Genomic DNA, 16955 nt, shown 5'->3' with positions numbered 1-16955 from the left:
TATTTTTCCAAATTTTAATTTTTAATTGGTACGACCATTAAAAAGCTGATAAAAGGATAAAACATGATGAGATCACTTTGGGCTGGAGTTACCGGACTTCAAGCTCACCAGATAGCGATGGATGTCGAAGGTGACAATATAGCAAACGTAAATACCGTAGGCTTCAAATACTCAAGAGTTAGTTTTGCAGACCTTTTTAGCCAAACAGCAAAGGTCGCCACTGCCCCTCAAGGAGAGCTCGGCGGTAAAAACTCTATGCAAATCGGTCTTGGTACTCAAGTCAATGCCGTAACCAAAATATTTAAACAAGGCTCTGTTCAAACAACAGATAAAAATACAGACCTTGCGATACAAGGCGACGGCTTTTTCGTAGTTTCACCTGATGGCGGTAAGACAAATTATTATACCAGAAATGGTGATTTTAGCCGTGATAGCTTAGGAAATTTCGTCGATAAAAATGGCTATATAGTTCAAGGCTGGATGAGAGATGACGCAACTGGCGTCATAGATCCTACTAGTCCTATAAAAAATATCCAAATTCAGCCAGGTCTTAGCACTCCTGCAAATCCGACAAGTGAAATAAGCATGAAAGGTAACCTAAACTCAGGTAGCTCTATCGGTACGCAAAAATCCCCAGTTTATTCGCTTGACTCTAAAAACGGTTGGATAGATCTAAATGGCAATAATATAAAAGAAGACAATGAAGTACATAATGAAAATGATGTAAATGACAACCAATTTTATGTAGATAGCAACAAACAGATGAAACTTGAAGAGCGCGGCGTAGATCTTGGAGTACTGTTTAATGATAGTGGAGAAGGATTTAACCTAAGAGAGGGACAAGGTATGTGGGTAAGCTACGCCGATGCTAAGGCTACTTTAACCCCAGGTGGTCTTGCAGCAGGCGGAGCGGCAGCGCAATTACATATATCTATAAATGGTATAGAGATACCCGCTACAAATGTAACTACTTTAAATGATGTAGTATCTAAGATAAATAGCATAACAGATAAAACTGGAGTAACTGCTAGCATTATAAACGGTAATCAAATTCAACTAGTAAACCAAAATGCGTCCGGGACTACCGATAGCATGAAAAATATCAATATTACTGCACTCAATGGTAATGCCATCACTGGTTTAGCAACTAATGTGATCACTGCATATAAATATACATATAGTACTGTTGCTGGAACCGCAACTCACTCTTATGACGATAGTATGGCAAGGGTTGTGCATACTACCGAAGATCTAAGAAAAGCTATGCAAACAGATGCTAGGGAGTATGTAAACTATACCGGTGAATTTGTCGGTAATAACGCTAATGATTGGACTGCTCCTAAAGTTGCTCCTGGAGGCAATGTTCCTCCTGCTACTGGTAATGCTCATGGTAACGGCAGTATTCAAGAAAGAAATAGAAATGATGGTGTAGAAGTAACTATAAACGAAAAAGGGCAGTTTGTCATCAAAAACCCTGAAGGTGACGCTCCTTTTGGAGAAAATGATGGTCATTTGACTGGAACAGGTAATACTTCTGTTACAGATAATCCGGACGCTACAACTGGAGCCAATGGAGTTGCGAATACACCAACAAATGGAGACACATACACCAACGACTATAATATCACTTTAGCTGTTACTGGATTTAGTGATGCTGCAGCAAATATAAATGAAAATACTAAATTTGCCGACACGTTCAAAGCATTAGCAGGTGGTTTAAGTACCGGTGATGGCAATAGAACTTCAGCTGGAGTATATATGGCGACTCATAGCTCTACTATAGAGATTTTTGATAGTCTTGGCTCAAAACATGAGATCAAGATAGACTTTGCAAAAACAGGATATAGCGCAGAAAATGGAACTGAATGGTCTATGGTGATACAAGTCCCAGAGCCTGCAAAGATAAATAACCTTGATGGTGAACCTACAAACGTATTGACTGGAAATTTACGATTTAAACCAGATGGTAGCTTACTAGGATTTAACCCTTCAAATATAACTTTTACAGCAAACAACGGTAGTGCTGCTGAGCAAAGCATAGAGCTAAATTTCGGTAAAACTGCAGACTTTAACGGTATGACTAGCTACGATAGTAAAAGTAGCACAGATGACATCAAACAAGACGGATATACCGGCGGAACATTAAACGAGTTAAGAGTCGATGAAAGCGGAACTATCATAGGAGCTTTTACAAACGGTAGAAGTTTTGGACTAGCTCAAGTAGCGCTTGCTAAGTTTACAAACAATGAAGGTTTAGAAAGTAATGGTGGAAATGTATTTGTACAAACTGCAAACTCAGGCGATCCAGTCATCGGTACAGCTCAAACAGCAGGTCGTGGCAAAGTAAATGCGAGCAGTCTTGAGATGAGTAACGTCGATCTATCTCGCTCTCTTACTCAGCTTATCATCGTTCAAAGAGGTTATCAAGCAAACTCTAAAACCATAACCACAAGTGACCAAATGCTAAATACTCTTTTACAATTAAAACAATGATTTTAGGAGCTTAAAGCCCTTTTTTCTACGCTTTACTTGCAACGATTTTTACGTCGTTGCAATTTTTACTACAAGCTTTGACTAAAGCCTTTAAAATACTATTTACAAATATAAACTACGGTTGCACTTGCTTTTTGAATTTCATCTTTTACTATAGGAAGCGCTAAGTCCATTTGAGTGCTTTCTTTCATACTATTTAACGATGCTACGCGAGATATAGATGGGCTTAGGTTTAAATTTGAGACTGAGCAGTTTTTACCTAATGTTTGTGAGTAGTGTTTTTCAAGCTCGAGTGATTTTTGTAAAAGCTCATCGTATAATGCTTCTTCATTTTTTTGAGCCTCACTCAAATCTACTATGGCTCTTAGTGAAGGTAGAGAAACCGCTACGAATTGGCTAGTTTTTAGGATAGAATCTATATCGTTTAAAAGCTCATTGTAAAGCGGAAGTTTGTCTTTTGTGATGGTGCAAGTAAGATGAGCATTTACTCTTTGTCCGACTATATTTTCCGCGCCGTCTTTATAGCTGATCCTTGGCTCTACTGAGTAGCTACCGCCTACGCAAATCCCGTCTTTTTTTGCTCTTTCTATAATCATAGAAAATAGCTTTGAAATTTGTGCCTTTTCATCTGTATCTAGAGACGTTTTATTTGCTAAAATTTCAGTTGCTACGAAATTTGGCTCAGATACAAATAAATTTGGTGTGATAGACTTTGAGACCTCTATGTCTCTTGAAAAATTGATACTTTTGTTCGCATTAAAGCTTTTTTCGGCTGTTAAAAACTCATTGAAAAATGCTCCAGCTACAAAAAGTATCAAAAACAAAATCCCTGTTCCTAGGCTAGTAAGAAAATTTTTCATATTTATATCCTTTAAAAATTTACTTCTATTATTTTACCCTAAAAAGATGAATTTGGATTTAAAAATATTAATTTTAATATAAGCTTAATTTTGATATAATTCGCTTTCTTTTGGTGCGCCTCGGTAGCTCAGCTGGCTAGAGCGCTGGTCTCATAAGCCGGAGGTCGGGAGTTCGAGTCTCCCCCTAGGCACCATTATTTATTCTTAAATACAGAATTTCACGTTGATTTTATTTGTTTGAACTTTAAAGCTAAACGTACTTTAAATTTAGATATTTTTTATATGGGATTTTGCTATGTGGCTTACGACTTTTAATCCGTCCGTGCTATATGCTTTCCCAAAACCTTTTACAAATCTTCCCTCAAGCACGTCAAGTTTTACTATATGAAAGTCAAGCATATTTTTAATAATTTCCAAAACCGGTTCATCTTTAAATTTAGCTTGAAATTTATCAAATAGTTCGTCCCTAGGCTCGTTTTCAAAGAAAGTAGCTTTTACTCTAAAACTCGCTCTTTTTCTAGCAAAAACGGTGCTTGCGCTGCTCTCGTCTTCTAAAAACATTATGGAAATTTTATCGCTATTTGATCTGATAGCTTCAAAATGCTCCGCCACGCTAGAAATGCAGATATAAAAACTATCGTTTTCTTTGATAAACGGAGCGTAAGAAGCTACTGGATGAGAGCTAAAACTAGCTATAAAAAGACTCTTAAATGAATTTATAAAAAAGTCCATTTCATTTTGAATGCTATCTAAATTTTGCATTTTAACTCTTTAATCTTTAATCTTTTTAGAAAAGATATATAAATAAATAAAACCTATAACTCCTGCAGTAAATGAAGCTAATAAGATAGCAAGCTTATCGGCGTGGAAAAACGCGGCGCTGTCGTTGTAAGCTAAAGAATCCACAAATAAGCTCATCGTAAATCCTATACCAGTTAGTATGCAAACACCATAAAACTGCTTCCACGTCGAGCCTTCTGGTAGTTTTCCAAATCCTAATTTTATAAATATAAAGCTAAATAAAAATACTCCGACTTGTTTTCCTATAAATAATCCAAAGAAGATACCGAGGCTAACTGAGTTTAAAAGCTGGTTTATGTGAACTCCGCTAAGTCCGACTCCTGCATTGACAAAGGCAAAAACTGGAAGTATGATGTAGCTTACGATCCCATGCCAGTCTTGCTCTAACTCTTCTAAAAAATTTCTACCGTCTTTGTCTTTTAAAGGTATGAAAAACGCCGCTACTACTCCTGCTATAGTAGCATGTACTCCGCTTTTTAAAACGCTTAGCCAAAGAATTATCGTTATCAAGATATAGATTGATTTTATGCCGACTTTGAAATAATTCAGTACGCCAAGAGCAAAAAGACAGATAATGGCCATTAAAAATGCACTAAATAAAAGCGTGCTTGTGTAAAATAACGCGATGATGATAATGGCACATAGGTCATCTATGATAGCAAGAGTTAGTAAAAATATCTTTAGGCTTGATGGCACTCTTTTGCCTAGCAAGAGCAAAACTCCAAGAGCAAAAGCTATGTCTGTTGCAGTAGGTATCGCCCAGCCGCGAATAGCAAATTCGTTTGAATGGTTAAAAAACCAAAATATAAACGCAGGGAAGATCACTCCACCAAGTGCGGCTATGGTAGGAAGTGCTATTTGAGATGGTTTGGATAGTTCGCCATCTGCTATTTCTCGTTTAAGCTCAAGTCCGACGACAAAGAAAAATATCGCCATAAGTCCGTCATTTACCCATAAAATAAGTGGCTTAGAAAGGTTGAAATCACGAAAACCTATACTAAACTCAGCTCTTAGTATTTCTCTATAAAATTCGCTTAAAAAACCGTTTTGGAAGATCAGTGCTAAGACTGTAGATATGATCAATAAAACACCGCCAAAAGACTCGTGCTTTACAAATTTTAAGATTAAATTCATACGCTCTCCTATTTAAATCATCAAATAAAAAATATAACACCAATCTAGGTAAGCTCAAGCATAACTAAGGCTCTATTATGTTTAAACTCTTTGAGGTTACTTTTGAGTAATTATTATACCAACTTCATTTAAAATTTACTTCGAATTTGCTTTGTAAAATATTTATATTTTATAGAAAAATAGGCATTTTATGCTTTAAATTTGCTCTTTAAATCTCTATTTTTAGGCTTTTTACTAAGTTTTTATATAAGCAATATTTATTTTTATAATGTGTAGCAAATGGTAAATTTATAATATAAAATTAGTATAAAATATATTTTTTTAATAGCCAAATTTAACTATATGTAGCTTCAAAAAAGAAGCTACGTGTAAATTTCTTTTATAAGAAGTTGCGGTGTGATAAGTCCTCTAAATGAGTTTTTTGAGATAGAAACTAGCATATCTATGACATCTCCGACTTTTGGAGCGTAGTCGTAGTTGAAAAATATCGCTTCATAGGATTTGTTATCTTTTTGAATGATTATTTTTAGATGATTTTCGTCTTTACCTATAAATTTGATATTTTTCACTCTTGCGTTTTTCAGCTCGAAAAGAGGACGTGGGTTTTTTTGACCATAAGGCTCGAAGTATTCTAAGATTTCCAAAAGCTCATAATCAATAGAGTTGTGATCTATCTCGCCTAAAACTTCATCATTTCCGCTAAAATCATAAAGATCTTGTAAAAAACACGAGTTATTTATGGCGTGTTTGAAGATCTCGAGTTTATCTGTATCTATGACGAGTCCTGCTGCGCCCTTATGTCCTCCAAAACCGCACAAAAGCTTTTCTTGCGAGGCTATTAACGCCAAGATATCAAATTTACCGACGCTTCTTGCACTTCCTTTTGCCTTACATCCATCGATGCTAAATACGATAGCTGGTTTTTTATAGCGTTTAGCAAGACGCGATGCGACTATGCCTATGACGCCCTCGTGCCATTCATCGCCCCAAGTGATGATGATATCTTCATTATCGTCTATGTCTTTTATAGAAGACTCAAAAAGCGCTTTTTCCTCTTCTTTTCTGGAGTTATTAAAATCGACTATCATATCGAAGTAGCGGTTTGCTTCTTCTAATGTTTTGCTACGCAAGAATTTAAATGATATACTCGCATCATCCATTCTTCCAGCTGAATTTATAAGCGGAGATATGAGAAAACTTATATCATCAAACTCAAATTTATCTTTGCCATAAAAGCATTTTATAGCTTCAAAACAAGGGCGTTTACTTGAGTTTATTTTACCTATGCCAAGTCTTACTAATATACGATTTAGATCCCTAAGTTCCATCATATCAGCTACGATAGCAAGAGCTAAGAGATCTAAAAATTTACCCATATCGTAGTTTTTGATGTTGCATACTTCTTTTAGAGCGCCGACTAGATACCAAGCAACTTGTGCACCACAAATTTCGATATTTGGAAATGTACATTCTGGTTGTTTTGGATTTATGATAGCATAGGCTTTTGGCAAGATCGGCGGAGGCATATGATGATCTGTGATGATGAGATCGATACCTTTTGCGCTGCAAAGCTCTCCGGCTTCGTTTGCGCTTATACCATTATCTACGGTTATTATGAGTCCTACGTTTTCTAGCTCGTTTATGATATCGGCGTTTAAGCCGTATCCGTCTTTAAATCTATTTGGGATTCTTATGATAAAATCAGCGCTGATGTCGGTGAAAAACTCGGCCATTATAGCCGTGCTGACTACGCCATCGACATCGTAATCTCCAACTATAGCTATAAGCTCACCGTTTTGCACGGCAGTTTTTATACGGTGAGCGGCTTTATAGGTATCTTTGAGTTCGCAAGGTAAAGGAATCTCTGAAAGTTTCTTGTGTAGATCGCTCTCAAATCTTTGGCTAAGTAGATTCCTAATTTCATTTTTATCTAACATTTTTATTTTCAATTCCAGCTTTTATGAAACCTAAAATTGCTGGATTTGGGTTTGTTAGACGAGACGTAAATTCAGGGTGAAACTGCACACCTAAGAAAAACGGATGATCTTTTAGTTCGACTGCTTCTATTAGCCCGTCGCTCTCGCCGCTTACTATAAGTCCGTTTTTTTCAAAAGCTTCTCTAAAAGCTGGATTAGCTTCATATCTGTGTCTATGGCGCTCTTTTATGCTTTTTACTCCGTTATAAACTCTGCTCAAAAGCGAATTTGGTAATATGTTGCATTTGTAGCTTCCAAGTCGCATAGTGCCACCTAGTGGGCTTTTGTGCGTACGGAGTTGTTTTTTACCGCTTGCGTCTATGAAACTATCTATGAGATAGATTATAGGATTTTTGCAGTCTTCTTTAAACTCGATCGAGTCGGCGTCTTCTAAATTTAGAACATTTCTGGCAAATTCTATCATACTAAGTTGCATACCAAGGCAGATGCCTAGATATGGTATTTTATTTTCTCTAGCGTATTTGATAGCTTGCATCTTACCAAGTACGCCACGTGAGCCAAATCCGCCAGCGACTAGCACTGCATCTACGTCTTTTAGCGTCTCTTCTACGTTGTTTTCATCGATTTTTTCACTATCGCACCATTTTATATTCACTCTAGCGTCTAAATTTGCTCCAGCGTGGATGATGCTTTCAGTGAGGCTTTTGTAGCTCTCTTTTAAGTCTATGTACTTTCCGACAAATGCTATGGTTACGCTATCGCTCGGAGCTATGACTCTTTTTACTAGATTATCCCATTTTTCCATATCTGGTTTAAGCTCTCCAAGATCTAAAACTTCTGCGATAGGCGTTAAAATATCTTGTTTTAAAAAGCTGAGTGGGACTTGATAAATGCTCCCAAGATCTGGGCTTTCTATAACAGAGTTTCGCTCAACTCCACAACTGCTTGCTATTTTATCTTTTAGCTCACGATTAAGTGGAATTTCTGAACGACATATTATCATATCAGGACTGATGCCTATGCGGCGTAGTTCGCCTACGCTATGCTGAGTAGGTTTTGTTTTTAACTCACCTGCAACTTTTATGTAAGGTACCAAAGTCAAGTGTATAAACATACCGTTTTTGCGTCCTACTTCACTTCTTAGAGCGCGTATAGCTTCTAAAAATGGAAGCCCTTCTATATCTCCTACCGTCCCTCCGATCTCGACTATAAGGATATCTTTTCCCTCTCCAGCTTTTTTTATGCGCTCAACTATCTCACCGACGATATGCGGTATGACTTGAATAGTTTTACCAAGGTAGTCGCCACGACGCTCTTTTTCTATGACAGAGCTATAAACTCTTCCTGTTGTGAAGTTGTTTTTTTGGCTTAAGCTCTCATCTAAAAATCTTTCGTAATGTCCTAGATCTAGGTCGGTTTCGGCTCCATCATCAGTAACAAAAACTTCGCCGTGTTCAAGCGGACTCATTGTACCTGGATCTACGTTTATATACGGATCAGCTTTTAGTATGCTGACTTTCAATCCTACATTTTTTAAGAGTGTAGCGATACTAGCAGCAGCGATACCTTTTCCAAGGCTTGATAAAACGCCACCCGTTACGAAAATATACTTTGTTTGCTTTGAAGAAACATCGCCTTGCGAATGATTTTGTTTTGATTTATCCATTACTTTTTTCCTATTGATTTTAATCTGAGGATTATATCAAAAGTTTTTTTATGGTATGGTAAATTTAAATTATTCATAATTTTGACATATGATATCTTGTATTTTTATATTTATGGTTTCAATTAGTAATAGATTAGCAATAATATTAGTAAGAAAATAGTTTTTATCATTGTATATTTTAAAATGATATTGTATTTCATTTATGCTTTCTAGCGTTTCAATTAGCATTTTAAATTTATGTTCTAGTGGGTTATTTATATTTTTATTCATAAATTTGAATTTTATAAATTCTCTTTTTAAAATTTCTATACTTTCATCTATTTTATCCTTATGATTCAAATGAAATTTTGTTAGCTTTTCCAGCTCACATTCGGTATAACTGCAAAATTCATCTATCTTACTCAAATCAAAATTCTCATAGATATTTTTTAAGCGATATTCAATACTTTCTTTATTATTATTTAAAATAAAATCATTAGCCATTTTGTTATAAATAAAATTTGCTATATTGTTTCTAATGTATATTATATTTTGATATTTAACATTTTGATTTTCTTTAAAGATATCTATAACATCATCTAATTTATGGCGTAAATTTAAAACATTTTCTGTTTTGTAGTTATCAATTTTATATCTGATATTTTCATAAATTTCATTATTTAAATCTATAAATTGATTAAACATATTTTTAAATAAAAAGTATGTTTCAAATAAAAGTTCAGTGTATTTTTGATTTGAACCCTGAACTTTTAATAGTGCATCTAATTCTTTAAAGTTTTGGTCTAGTCTATTATATTTTAAAGAATAACACAGTGATATAATTGAAATAATAACTGAGAAAATTGCTACAATTTCTGTTATCCCTATATTTTAACTCTCACGCCTCTAAAATCGCGCCGTTGCTTGCATTTGTGACTAGTTTTTGGTACTGTCTTAGACAGCGGCTATTTACTTGTTTTCCAGCGTATTTCCACTCTTTGCGTCTCGCTTCTATCTCAGTGTCGCTTAAACGTACGTTTATACTAAATTTATCTACGTCGATATCTATAATGTCACCGTCTTTTAAGAGCCCTATCATACCGCCTTCGGCTGCTTCTGGGCTTACGTGTCCTATGCTAAGTCCCCTTGTCGCTCCGCTAAATCTACCGTCTGTTATGAGAGCTACGTCCGCTCCAAGCCCACGTCCCACTATAAGGCTAGTTGGACTTAGCATTTCTTGCATTCCGGGACCTCCTTTTGGTCCTTCGTATCTTAAAACTACGACATCCCCTTTTTGAACTTTCCCACTTGAAATTCCATTTATAGCTTCATCTTGAGAGTTAAAGCAGACCGCTTTTCCGCTAAATTGTCTGCCGCCGATGATACCAGCAACCTTTATCACGCATCCTTGCTCTGCTAAATTTCCAAATAAAATAGCTAGTCCGCCTACTTTTGAGTAAGCATTTTCTACTGTATGGATCACGCTTTCATCTAAAATCTCAGCATTTTTTACCCTATCTCCTAAGCTCTCGCCGCTTATGGTAAGAGCGTCTAAACTTAGTAAATCGCTATTAAATTTAGCTATCTCGTTTATAACTGCGCTTAGTCCCCCGGCTCTAGCGACGTCTTGCATATGTACACTAGGCAGACTCGGAGCTATTTTAGCTATGTGTGGTACTGAGCGACTTATGTCATTTAGACTAGCTATGTCTAGCGGTGAGCCAGCTTCACGGCTTATAGCTAACATATGTAAAATTGTATTTGAGCTTCCGCCCATTGCCATATCTACGACCATAGCGTTTTTGATAGTTTTTTCATTGATTATATTTCTGATCTTATAGCGCTCATCAAGTGCAATCTCGCAGATCCTGCGCGCTGCTTTTCTGATGAGCTCTTCGCGCTCAGGAGTGAGTGCAAGCACGGTGCCATTTCCCTCTAAAGCTACGCCCATAGCTTCACAAAGCGTATTCATCGAATTTGCAGTAAACATTCCTGAGCAGCTTCCGCCACTTGGACAGGCGTTGCATTCGATAAATTTAAGCTCTTTTTCATCAATACGCTTTGTCTCATAAGCACCGACTGCTTCAAAAGCAGAGTTTAGATCCAAAGCTTCACCTTTAGCTCCGACTCCAGCAGCCATAGGACCGCCGCTTATAAATATGGTCGGTACATTTACTCTTAGTGCGCCCATAAGCATTCCAGGGACGATCTTGTCGCAGTTAGGTATGCAAACAAGTGCGTCAAGTGCGTGAGCGTTCATCACTGTTTCAACAGAGTTTGCGATGATCTCACGGCTTGGAAGCGAGTAAAGCATACCCTCGTGCCCCATAGCGATACCATCATCAACACCGATAGTATTGAACTCAAACGGTACGCAGCCGTTTTTGCGGATCTCGTCTTTAAGGATCTCTGAGTATTTGTTTAAGAAAAAATGTCCAGGGATTATCTCTATGAAGCTATTTGCCACGCCGATAAACGGTTTTTTAAAGTCGTCATCTTTAAGCCCAGTCGCTCTTAGAAGTGAGCGGTGTGGAGTCCTTGTGTAACCGTCTTTTATGATATCGCTTCGCATATTGTATCCTTTTACTTTTGTATTTTTGCTTGCATTGTAGCCAAAATTTATTTAAAAAAATTAAAAATACGTAAGCTTTGGCTAGGCGATAAAACAATATGTGAAAATTCGTAAATTTATATTAAATATTTCTTATAAATTTAAATTGATTTTTTGAATTTTTATATTATACTTAACTCATTTTTTCATAAGGATTTATATGAAATGGACTAAATTTGATACTCGCTGGATGTTGTCGCTATTTGGAACGGCTATTGGGGCGGGAATTCTTTTTTTACCGATAAAAGCCGGAGTAGGCGGCTTCCCTCCTGTTGTGGTTATGACTTTTTTGATATTTCCTATGGTTTGGTTATCGCATAGATCTCTTAGTCGTTTCGTAGGCTCGGCCGATGGTGAGCGCGACATCACACAAGCAGCTGAAGAGTACTGGGGCAGGGGAGTTAGCTTTGCTATTACGATTTTGTATTTTTTCGCTATCTATCCTATATGCTTGGCTTATGGAGTTGGCATCACAAATACATTTGCAAATTTTTTCATTTATCAATTAGGTCTTACTAGCTTGTTTGATCCTACGACTATGACTTTGTATCCGTGGATAAGAGCCGTGCTTTCTGCTGTATTAGTCGCTCTTATGACAATGGTAATGTTTTTAAAAGAAGAGTTTATCACAAGAGCCTGTAATATGCTAGTCTATCCGCTTTGCGCTGTTTTATTTGCATTTTCTTTGTATCTCATTCCTCATTGGAAATTAGAGTCAGTGTCTCAAATAGGAAGCTTAAAAGACTTTTTGGTCACTGTTTGGCTAACGCTTCCTGTGCTAGTGTTTGCATTTAATCATTCGCCTGCGATCTCAACCTTTACTATGAGCGTTAAAAGAAGATATCCGCAAAATGCTCACGCAAAGAGCAATCAGATACTATTTAACACCACTATAATGTTAGTAAGTTTTACTATGTTTTTTGTATTTTCTTGTATTTTGTGTCTAGATGTAAATGATTTTAGCGCAGCTAGAGCGGCAAATATACCTATCCTTTCATATTTTGCCGATAAATTTGATAATAATCTCATATCTTATGGCGCACCACTTGTCGCGTTTTTGGCTATTGCTAGTTCGTTTTTTGGACATTATTTCGGAGCTTATGAAGGACTAAATGGGATAATTCGTAAAGGTATCAAAATGAGCGGCAACGAGCGACCAAACGTATATAATATCAAGAAATTCAGTACGACTTTTATGTTAGTTACCATCATCATAGTGGCTTACGTAAATCCTAGCATACTTGATTTTATAGAGAATTTAGGTGGTCCTATCATAGCTGCTATTTTGTTTGTTATGCCTATCGTTGCTATTTATAGTGTTAAAAAACTACACAAACATAAAAATTTAGTTCTTGATGGTTTTGTTTTGCTCACAGGGCTTCTTACTATCAGCAGTGTCGTTTATAAAATGATGATTTAGCAAATTTAGTAGTAAATAATTCTTAAATTTAAGCTATATATTTGTAAAATGGCAGATAAAATATAAACAAAAAAAGGGTGATAATGTTACTAACAAATCCCGTGGTGCTTAGCGTTTTACTTATGTGTGTTTTGTGCTTACTGCGCTTTAACGTCTTTTTAGCCATACTTATCTCGGCTTTGGCCGCTGGAATGCTTGCTGGAAAAGGTCTGGTAGAGACCACGAATTTACTTATAACAGGAATGCAAGGCAACTTAGAAACCGCACTTAGCTACATACTTCTTGGAGCGCTTGCCGCGGCTATCAGTATGACAAATTTAACTCCTATTTTGATACATTACGTTAGTAAATTTATCAGTAAAAAGGTTTTTTGGTTTTCTTTGAGTATAGCTTTTATAGCATGTTTTTCTCAAAATCTCATACCAGTTCATATAGCTTTTATACCTATCTTGATACCACCCTTGCTTGCTTTGATGAATAAGCTTAGGATAGATAGACGAGCTGTGGCGTGCGCACTTACTTTTGGACTACAAGCCCCGTATGTCAGTATTTCAGTCGGTTTTGGTCTTTTGTTTCATACTATTCTTAAAAAAGAGCTTGGAAATAACGGCATTAACGTAGAGATAGGCGATATAAGTAGCGTTATGTGGATAGGCGGCGTAGCTATGCTCATCGGTTTAGTTCTGGCTCTATTTTATTATAGAAAACCTAGAGATTATACGCAAAGTGCTTTAGAAAGTAAAGAGCTAAAAGTAGCACAAAAAGAAGATCTTTGTATGGGGCAAAAAGAGTGGGTAGTGCTTGGCGGTGCAGTGATCGCTTTTGGTGTGCAAATTTGGAGCAGTTCTCTTCCTTTAGGAGCTATTTTGGGACTTATCGTTATGATAATATTTGGCGGTATAGAGTATAAAAAGATGGATAAAGTGATGGAACAAGGTCTTGCTATGATGGCGTTTATCGCTTTTATTATGCTTGTGGCTGCTGGATTTGGTTCGGTTATCAGAGAAACTGGCGGTATAAGTGAGCTTATAAATTTTGCGAGTTCTATAAGCGGTGGTAAGCTTGGTGGAGCTATCATAATGCTAGTTATCGGACTTCTTGTAACTATGGGTATCGGAACTAGTTTTGGGACTATCCCTATCATAGCAGCTATTTACGTGCCGCTTTGCGTGAGCCTTGGATTTAGTGTTCCTGCTACTATACTTTTAGTTGGTATAGCCGCTGCCTTAGGAGACGCCGGAAGCCCTGCGAGCGATAGTACTTTAGGGCCGACTTCGGGACTAAACGCCGATGGTAAGCATAGCCACATCTATGATACTTGTGTACCGACTTTTATATTTTTCAATATCCCGCTAATCGTATTTGGCGTGATATTTTCGCTATTTATCTAAATTTAGAATCATTTTAAATAATGAAGATAAACTTACAAGGCAGTATCTACTTGGCTCTTTGCATACTGCTTTGGTCTTTTATACCGGTATTTGCTAAATTTGCTGGGACTAGCTTGGATCATCATCAGTATCTTTTTTACTCAAGCATAGTTTCTTTTGCATCACTCTTGGTCGTTTTGATATTTAGCAAAAGCATTAAAAGCGTATTTTCTTATAAGTTTAGTACTTATGTTTTTTTATTTTTTCTTGGATTTTTAGACTTTTTTTACTATCTTCTTTTATATTTTGGATACCAAAGATCAAATGGTTTAGAAGTCCTTGTGGTGCAATACACGTGGCCTATTTTTATCGTTTTATTATCCGTCATATTGCTAAAAGAAAGCTTGGGACGAAATAAAATATTGTCTTTGGTGTTTGGCTTTAGTGCTACTATTTTAGTGCTTTTAAAAGGCGATATATGGAGCGTGAACTTTACTCAAATGAACGTGATCTTGTTTGTCGCTTTGGGCGCTTTTAGTTTCGCTCTGTTTTCCGTACTTAGCAAAAAAGTAAAAGTTAGTGCGATAAATGCAGTTTGTATCTATTTTTTCGGTGCTGTTTTGTACTCATTTTTTAGTGTTTTTTGTTTTAGCGAATTTAAACTTCCAAATTTGAAAGAGTGGGGATTTATACTCATAAACGGCGTGTTTTTAAACGGTATTTCGTATCTGTTTTGGATAAAAGCTTTGCAAGGACTAGAAGCGTCTTTTGCTGCTATGTTTATTTTCGTGATTCCTATCCTTTCTGCATTTTTGCTGGTTTTGGTATTTGGCGAAGAAATATTGGGGGTTTATCTCATCTCGCTTGCGTTAGTCATAGTCTCTGGAGTCTTGGCTAGCTTGAAGAAAAAGTCTAAAACTTAATACGAATTTTAATCATAACGATCTATGACGTCCTACCTTATATTTATATAATTTATTTTAATTTAAAATTAAGCTAAATTATTGTTTAATAAATAAATCTTAAATTTCTCAATGGTCCGGGGGGGGGTAGCCATGCTAAGTTTTTATAAAAATTTGCAAAAATTTTTAATCTTGTTTTCCGTGATTTCGGTGTTTGCATTGGGTATTATTTTCTACAAATTACTAAATGCTTCTTCTTCATTAAATCAAGCTGCAAGCTATCAACTTTTATCTTATAAATTAGCCGATGAATTAAGGCAGAGTTCTGATGATTTAACTAGGCTAGTTAGATCATATGTGGCTACTGGAGATAAGTCATATAAAGATCAGTATATGGCTGTAGTTGATATACGCGCTGGTAAAAGAGTACGTCCTGTGGATTACTACAGGATATATTGGGATTTTGTAGCTGGTGGTGTAGATAAACCAAGAGCTGATAGTAATGAGCTTATATCTTTAGAAGATTTGATGAAGAAAAATGGTTTTAGCGACGAGGAATTTAAAAAACTAAAAGAATCCAGCGCTAGATCAAGTAGTCTAGCTGAGCTTGAGACTAAAGCAATGAACGCCGTAGATGGAATTTTTGAGGATGATTCTGGAAATTTTACTATAAAAGGCGAACCAGACTTGAAGATGGCTATGGATCTTGTAAATGGCAAACAATATCATAAATACAAAGCAGAGATTATGAAGCCTTTAGACGACTTTTTTGTTTTAATGGAAAAAAGAACAAAATCTCAAGTCGATACAGCTCAAAATAACCTAAATATTCTTCAAATTCTGTTTGTTGCAGTTTTGATTATAACTATTGTCCTAGTTGGTCTTATAGTTTTTGCTGGATCAAAGATCACTGAGTGCGTACTTGGAGGTACTCCAGCTGGACTAGAAAAAGTCATAAACGGTCTAGCTTTAGGTGATTTGACTCAAGAGATCATTGCAAATTCTAAATCAAGCGCTATGGGACAGTTAAAAGTAGCCGCAGATAATCTTAGCAAATTGATCATAGACGCAAAAAATCTCTCATCGGAAAATTCATCTATCGCAGGAGAGCTTTTTGCTACGTCATTACAATCTAGAAAAAGGATCGACGAATCATCATCTATAGTCAAACAAACTACGCAAAAAGCAGATGATATAAAAACTATAATGCATGAGGGCATAGAGATCGCTAAAGAAAATAAGATAAATTTAGAACAAGCAAATGCATATATGGAAGAATCAAATCAGTCTATAGCTAGACTTACAAAAGAAATTCAAAATAGTGCAGATACCGAAAACGAGCTTGCCGGGACTATCAGTCAGCTTTCTAAAGATGCAGAACAAGTTAAAGATATACTAACTGTTATCAACGATATAGCAGATCAGACAAATTTACTCGCTCTAAATGCTGCCATTGAAGCAGCTCGCGCAGGAGAACACGGCAGAGGATTTGCCGTAGTTGCCGATGAGGTAAGAAAACTAGCTGAGAGAACTCAAAAGAGCTTGATAGAGATAAACTCTACCATAAACGTTATCGTTCAGTCTATCGCTGATTCTAGTGAAAGAATGATTAAGAATGCTAAGAATGTTAGTGCTTTAGTCGATATCTCAAATCAAGTTAAAGATAAAATCTTTAGTATGAGCAGTACTATGGATGAAACCATTAAGATCACAGAAGCAACAGTCAATAATTATTTGATAAATGTAAATGAGATAGATCTTATGGCTGAGAGCATCAAAAAC

At 36.3% G+C, this 16955-nt stretch carries 11 protein-coding genes, 1 tRNA gene and 1 pseudogene; 6 read left to right on the top strand and 7 right to left on the bottom strand.

Annotation, left to right across the window (positions count from 1 at the left end):
• Positions 1–63: 63 nt before the first annotated feature.
• Positions 64–2493 carry a flagellar hook protein FlgE gene (gene flgE / locus CHHT_RS08705; protein WP_034961643.1) on the top strand — a complete coding sequence of 810 codons (2430 nt, stop codon included), beginning with the start codon at positions 64–66 and terminating at the stop codon, positions 2491–2493.
• A 98-nt stretch (positions 2494–2591) separates the two neighbouring features.
• Here flgE and CHHT_RS08700 read toward each other — a convergent pair whose 3' ends face one another.
• Positions 2592–3353, bottom strand: a complete 762-nt coding sequence (locus CHHT_RS08700; protein WP_034961645.1) for a hypothetical protein — start codon at positions 3351–3353, stop codon at positions 2592–2594.
• A 117-nt stretch (positions 3354–3470) separates the two neighbouring features.
• Here CHHT_RS08700 and CHHT_RS08695 point away from each other — a divergent pair.
• A tRNA-Met gene (locus CHHT_RS08695) sits at positions 3471–3547 on the top strand.
• Positions 3548–3620: 73 nt separating this feature from the next.
• Here the strand turns inward: CHHT_RS08695 and CHHT_RS08690 are convergent.
• The 6 genes from CHHT_RS08690 to ilvD all read right to left on the bottom strand — a co-directional run bounded on the left by CHHT_RS08690 (position 3621) and on the right by ilvD (position 11442).
• Positions 3621–4115: a pyridoxamine 5'-phosphate oxidase family protein gene (locus CHHT_RS08690; protein ID WP_034961647.1), complete on the bottom strand. Its 495-nt coding sequence runs from the start codon at positions 4113–4115 to the stop codon at positions 3621–3623.
• A gap of 9 nt (positions 4116–4124) precedes the next feature.
• Positions 4125–5288: a Na+/H+ antiporter NhaA gene (nhaA, locus tag CHHT_RS08685; RefSeq protein WP_034961648.1), complete on the bottom strand. Its 1164-nt coding sequence runs from the start codon at positions 5286–5288 to the stop codon at positions 4125–4127.
• 362 nt (positions 5289–5650) lie between these two features.
• A complete protein-coding gene (gene recJ, locus CHHT_RS08680) occupies positions 5651–7231 on the bottom strand; it encodes a single-stranded-DNA-specific exonuclease RecJ (protein WP_172506213.1) in 1581 nt (526 codons plus the stop codon).
• Positions 7215–8891 (bottom strand): CTP synthase, encoded by a 1677-nt coding sequence (pyrG, locus tag CHHT_RS08675; RefSeq protein WP_064019923.1) that lies wholly within the window; start codon positions 8889–8891, stop codon positions 7215–7217. Before pyrG ends, recJ begins: the two co-directional genes overlap by 17 nt.
• 69 nt (positions 8892–8960) lie before the next feature.
• A complete protein-coding gene (locus tag CHHT_RS08670) occupies positions 8961–9575 on the bottom strand; it encodes a hypothetical protein (RefSeq protein WP_034961650.1) in 615 nt (204 codons plus the stop codon).
• Positions 9576–9768: 193 nt separating this feature from the next.
• Complete coding sequence (gene ilvD, locus CHHT_RS08665) at positions 9769–11442, bottom strand: dihydroxy-acid dehydratase (RefSeq protein WP_034961652.1); 1674 nt, start codon at positions 11440–11442, stop codon at positions 9769–9771.
• A 199-nt stretch (positions 11443–11641) separates the two neighbouring features.
• On the opposite strand from ilvD, the gene CHHT_RS08660 reads away from it, so the two are divergent.
• The 4 genes and pseudogenes from CHHT_RS08660 to CHHT_RS08645 all read left to right on the top strand — a co-directional run.
• On the top strand, positions 11642–12901 hold the full coding sequence (locus CHHT_RS08660) for an aromatic amino acid transport family protein (RefSeq protein WP_034961654.1): 1260 nt from the start codon (positions 11642–11644) through the stop codon (positions 12899–12901).
• 83 nt (positions 12902–12984) lie between these two features.
• Entirely contained in the window at positions 12985–14292 is a 1308-nt protein-coding gene (locus tag CHHT_RS08655; protein WP_074898777.1) for a Na+/H+ antiporter family protein, read from the top strand.
• Between the two features lie 20 nt (positions 14293–14312).
• Positions 14313–15194, top strand: coding sequence for a DMT family transporter (locus CHHT_RS08650; RefSeq protein WP_034961657.1), 882 nt, complete (start codon positions 14313–14315; stop codon positions 15192–15194).
• A 111-nt stretch (positions 15195–15305) separates the two neighbouring features.
• A pseudogene (locus CHHT_RS08645) lies at positions 15306–16728 on the top strand (methyl-accepting chemotaxis protein); the annotation flags it as partial.
• Between the last annotated feature and the right edge of the window lie 227 nt (positions 16729–16955).

It is taken from the genome of Campylobacter hyointestinalis subsp. hyointestinalis, assembly GCF_013372145.1.
Taxonomy (GTDB): Bacteria; Campylobacterota; Campylobacteria; order Campylobacterales; family Campylobacteraceae; genus Campylobacter; species Campylobacter hyointestinalis.
Note: the sequence above shows the minus strand (reverse complement) of the source record. Positions and strands in the feature narration are given on the sequence as shown.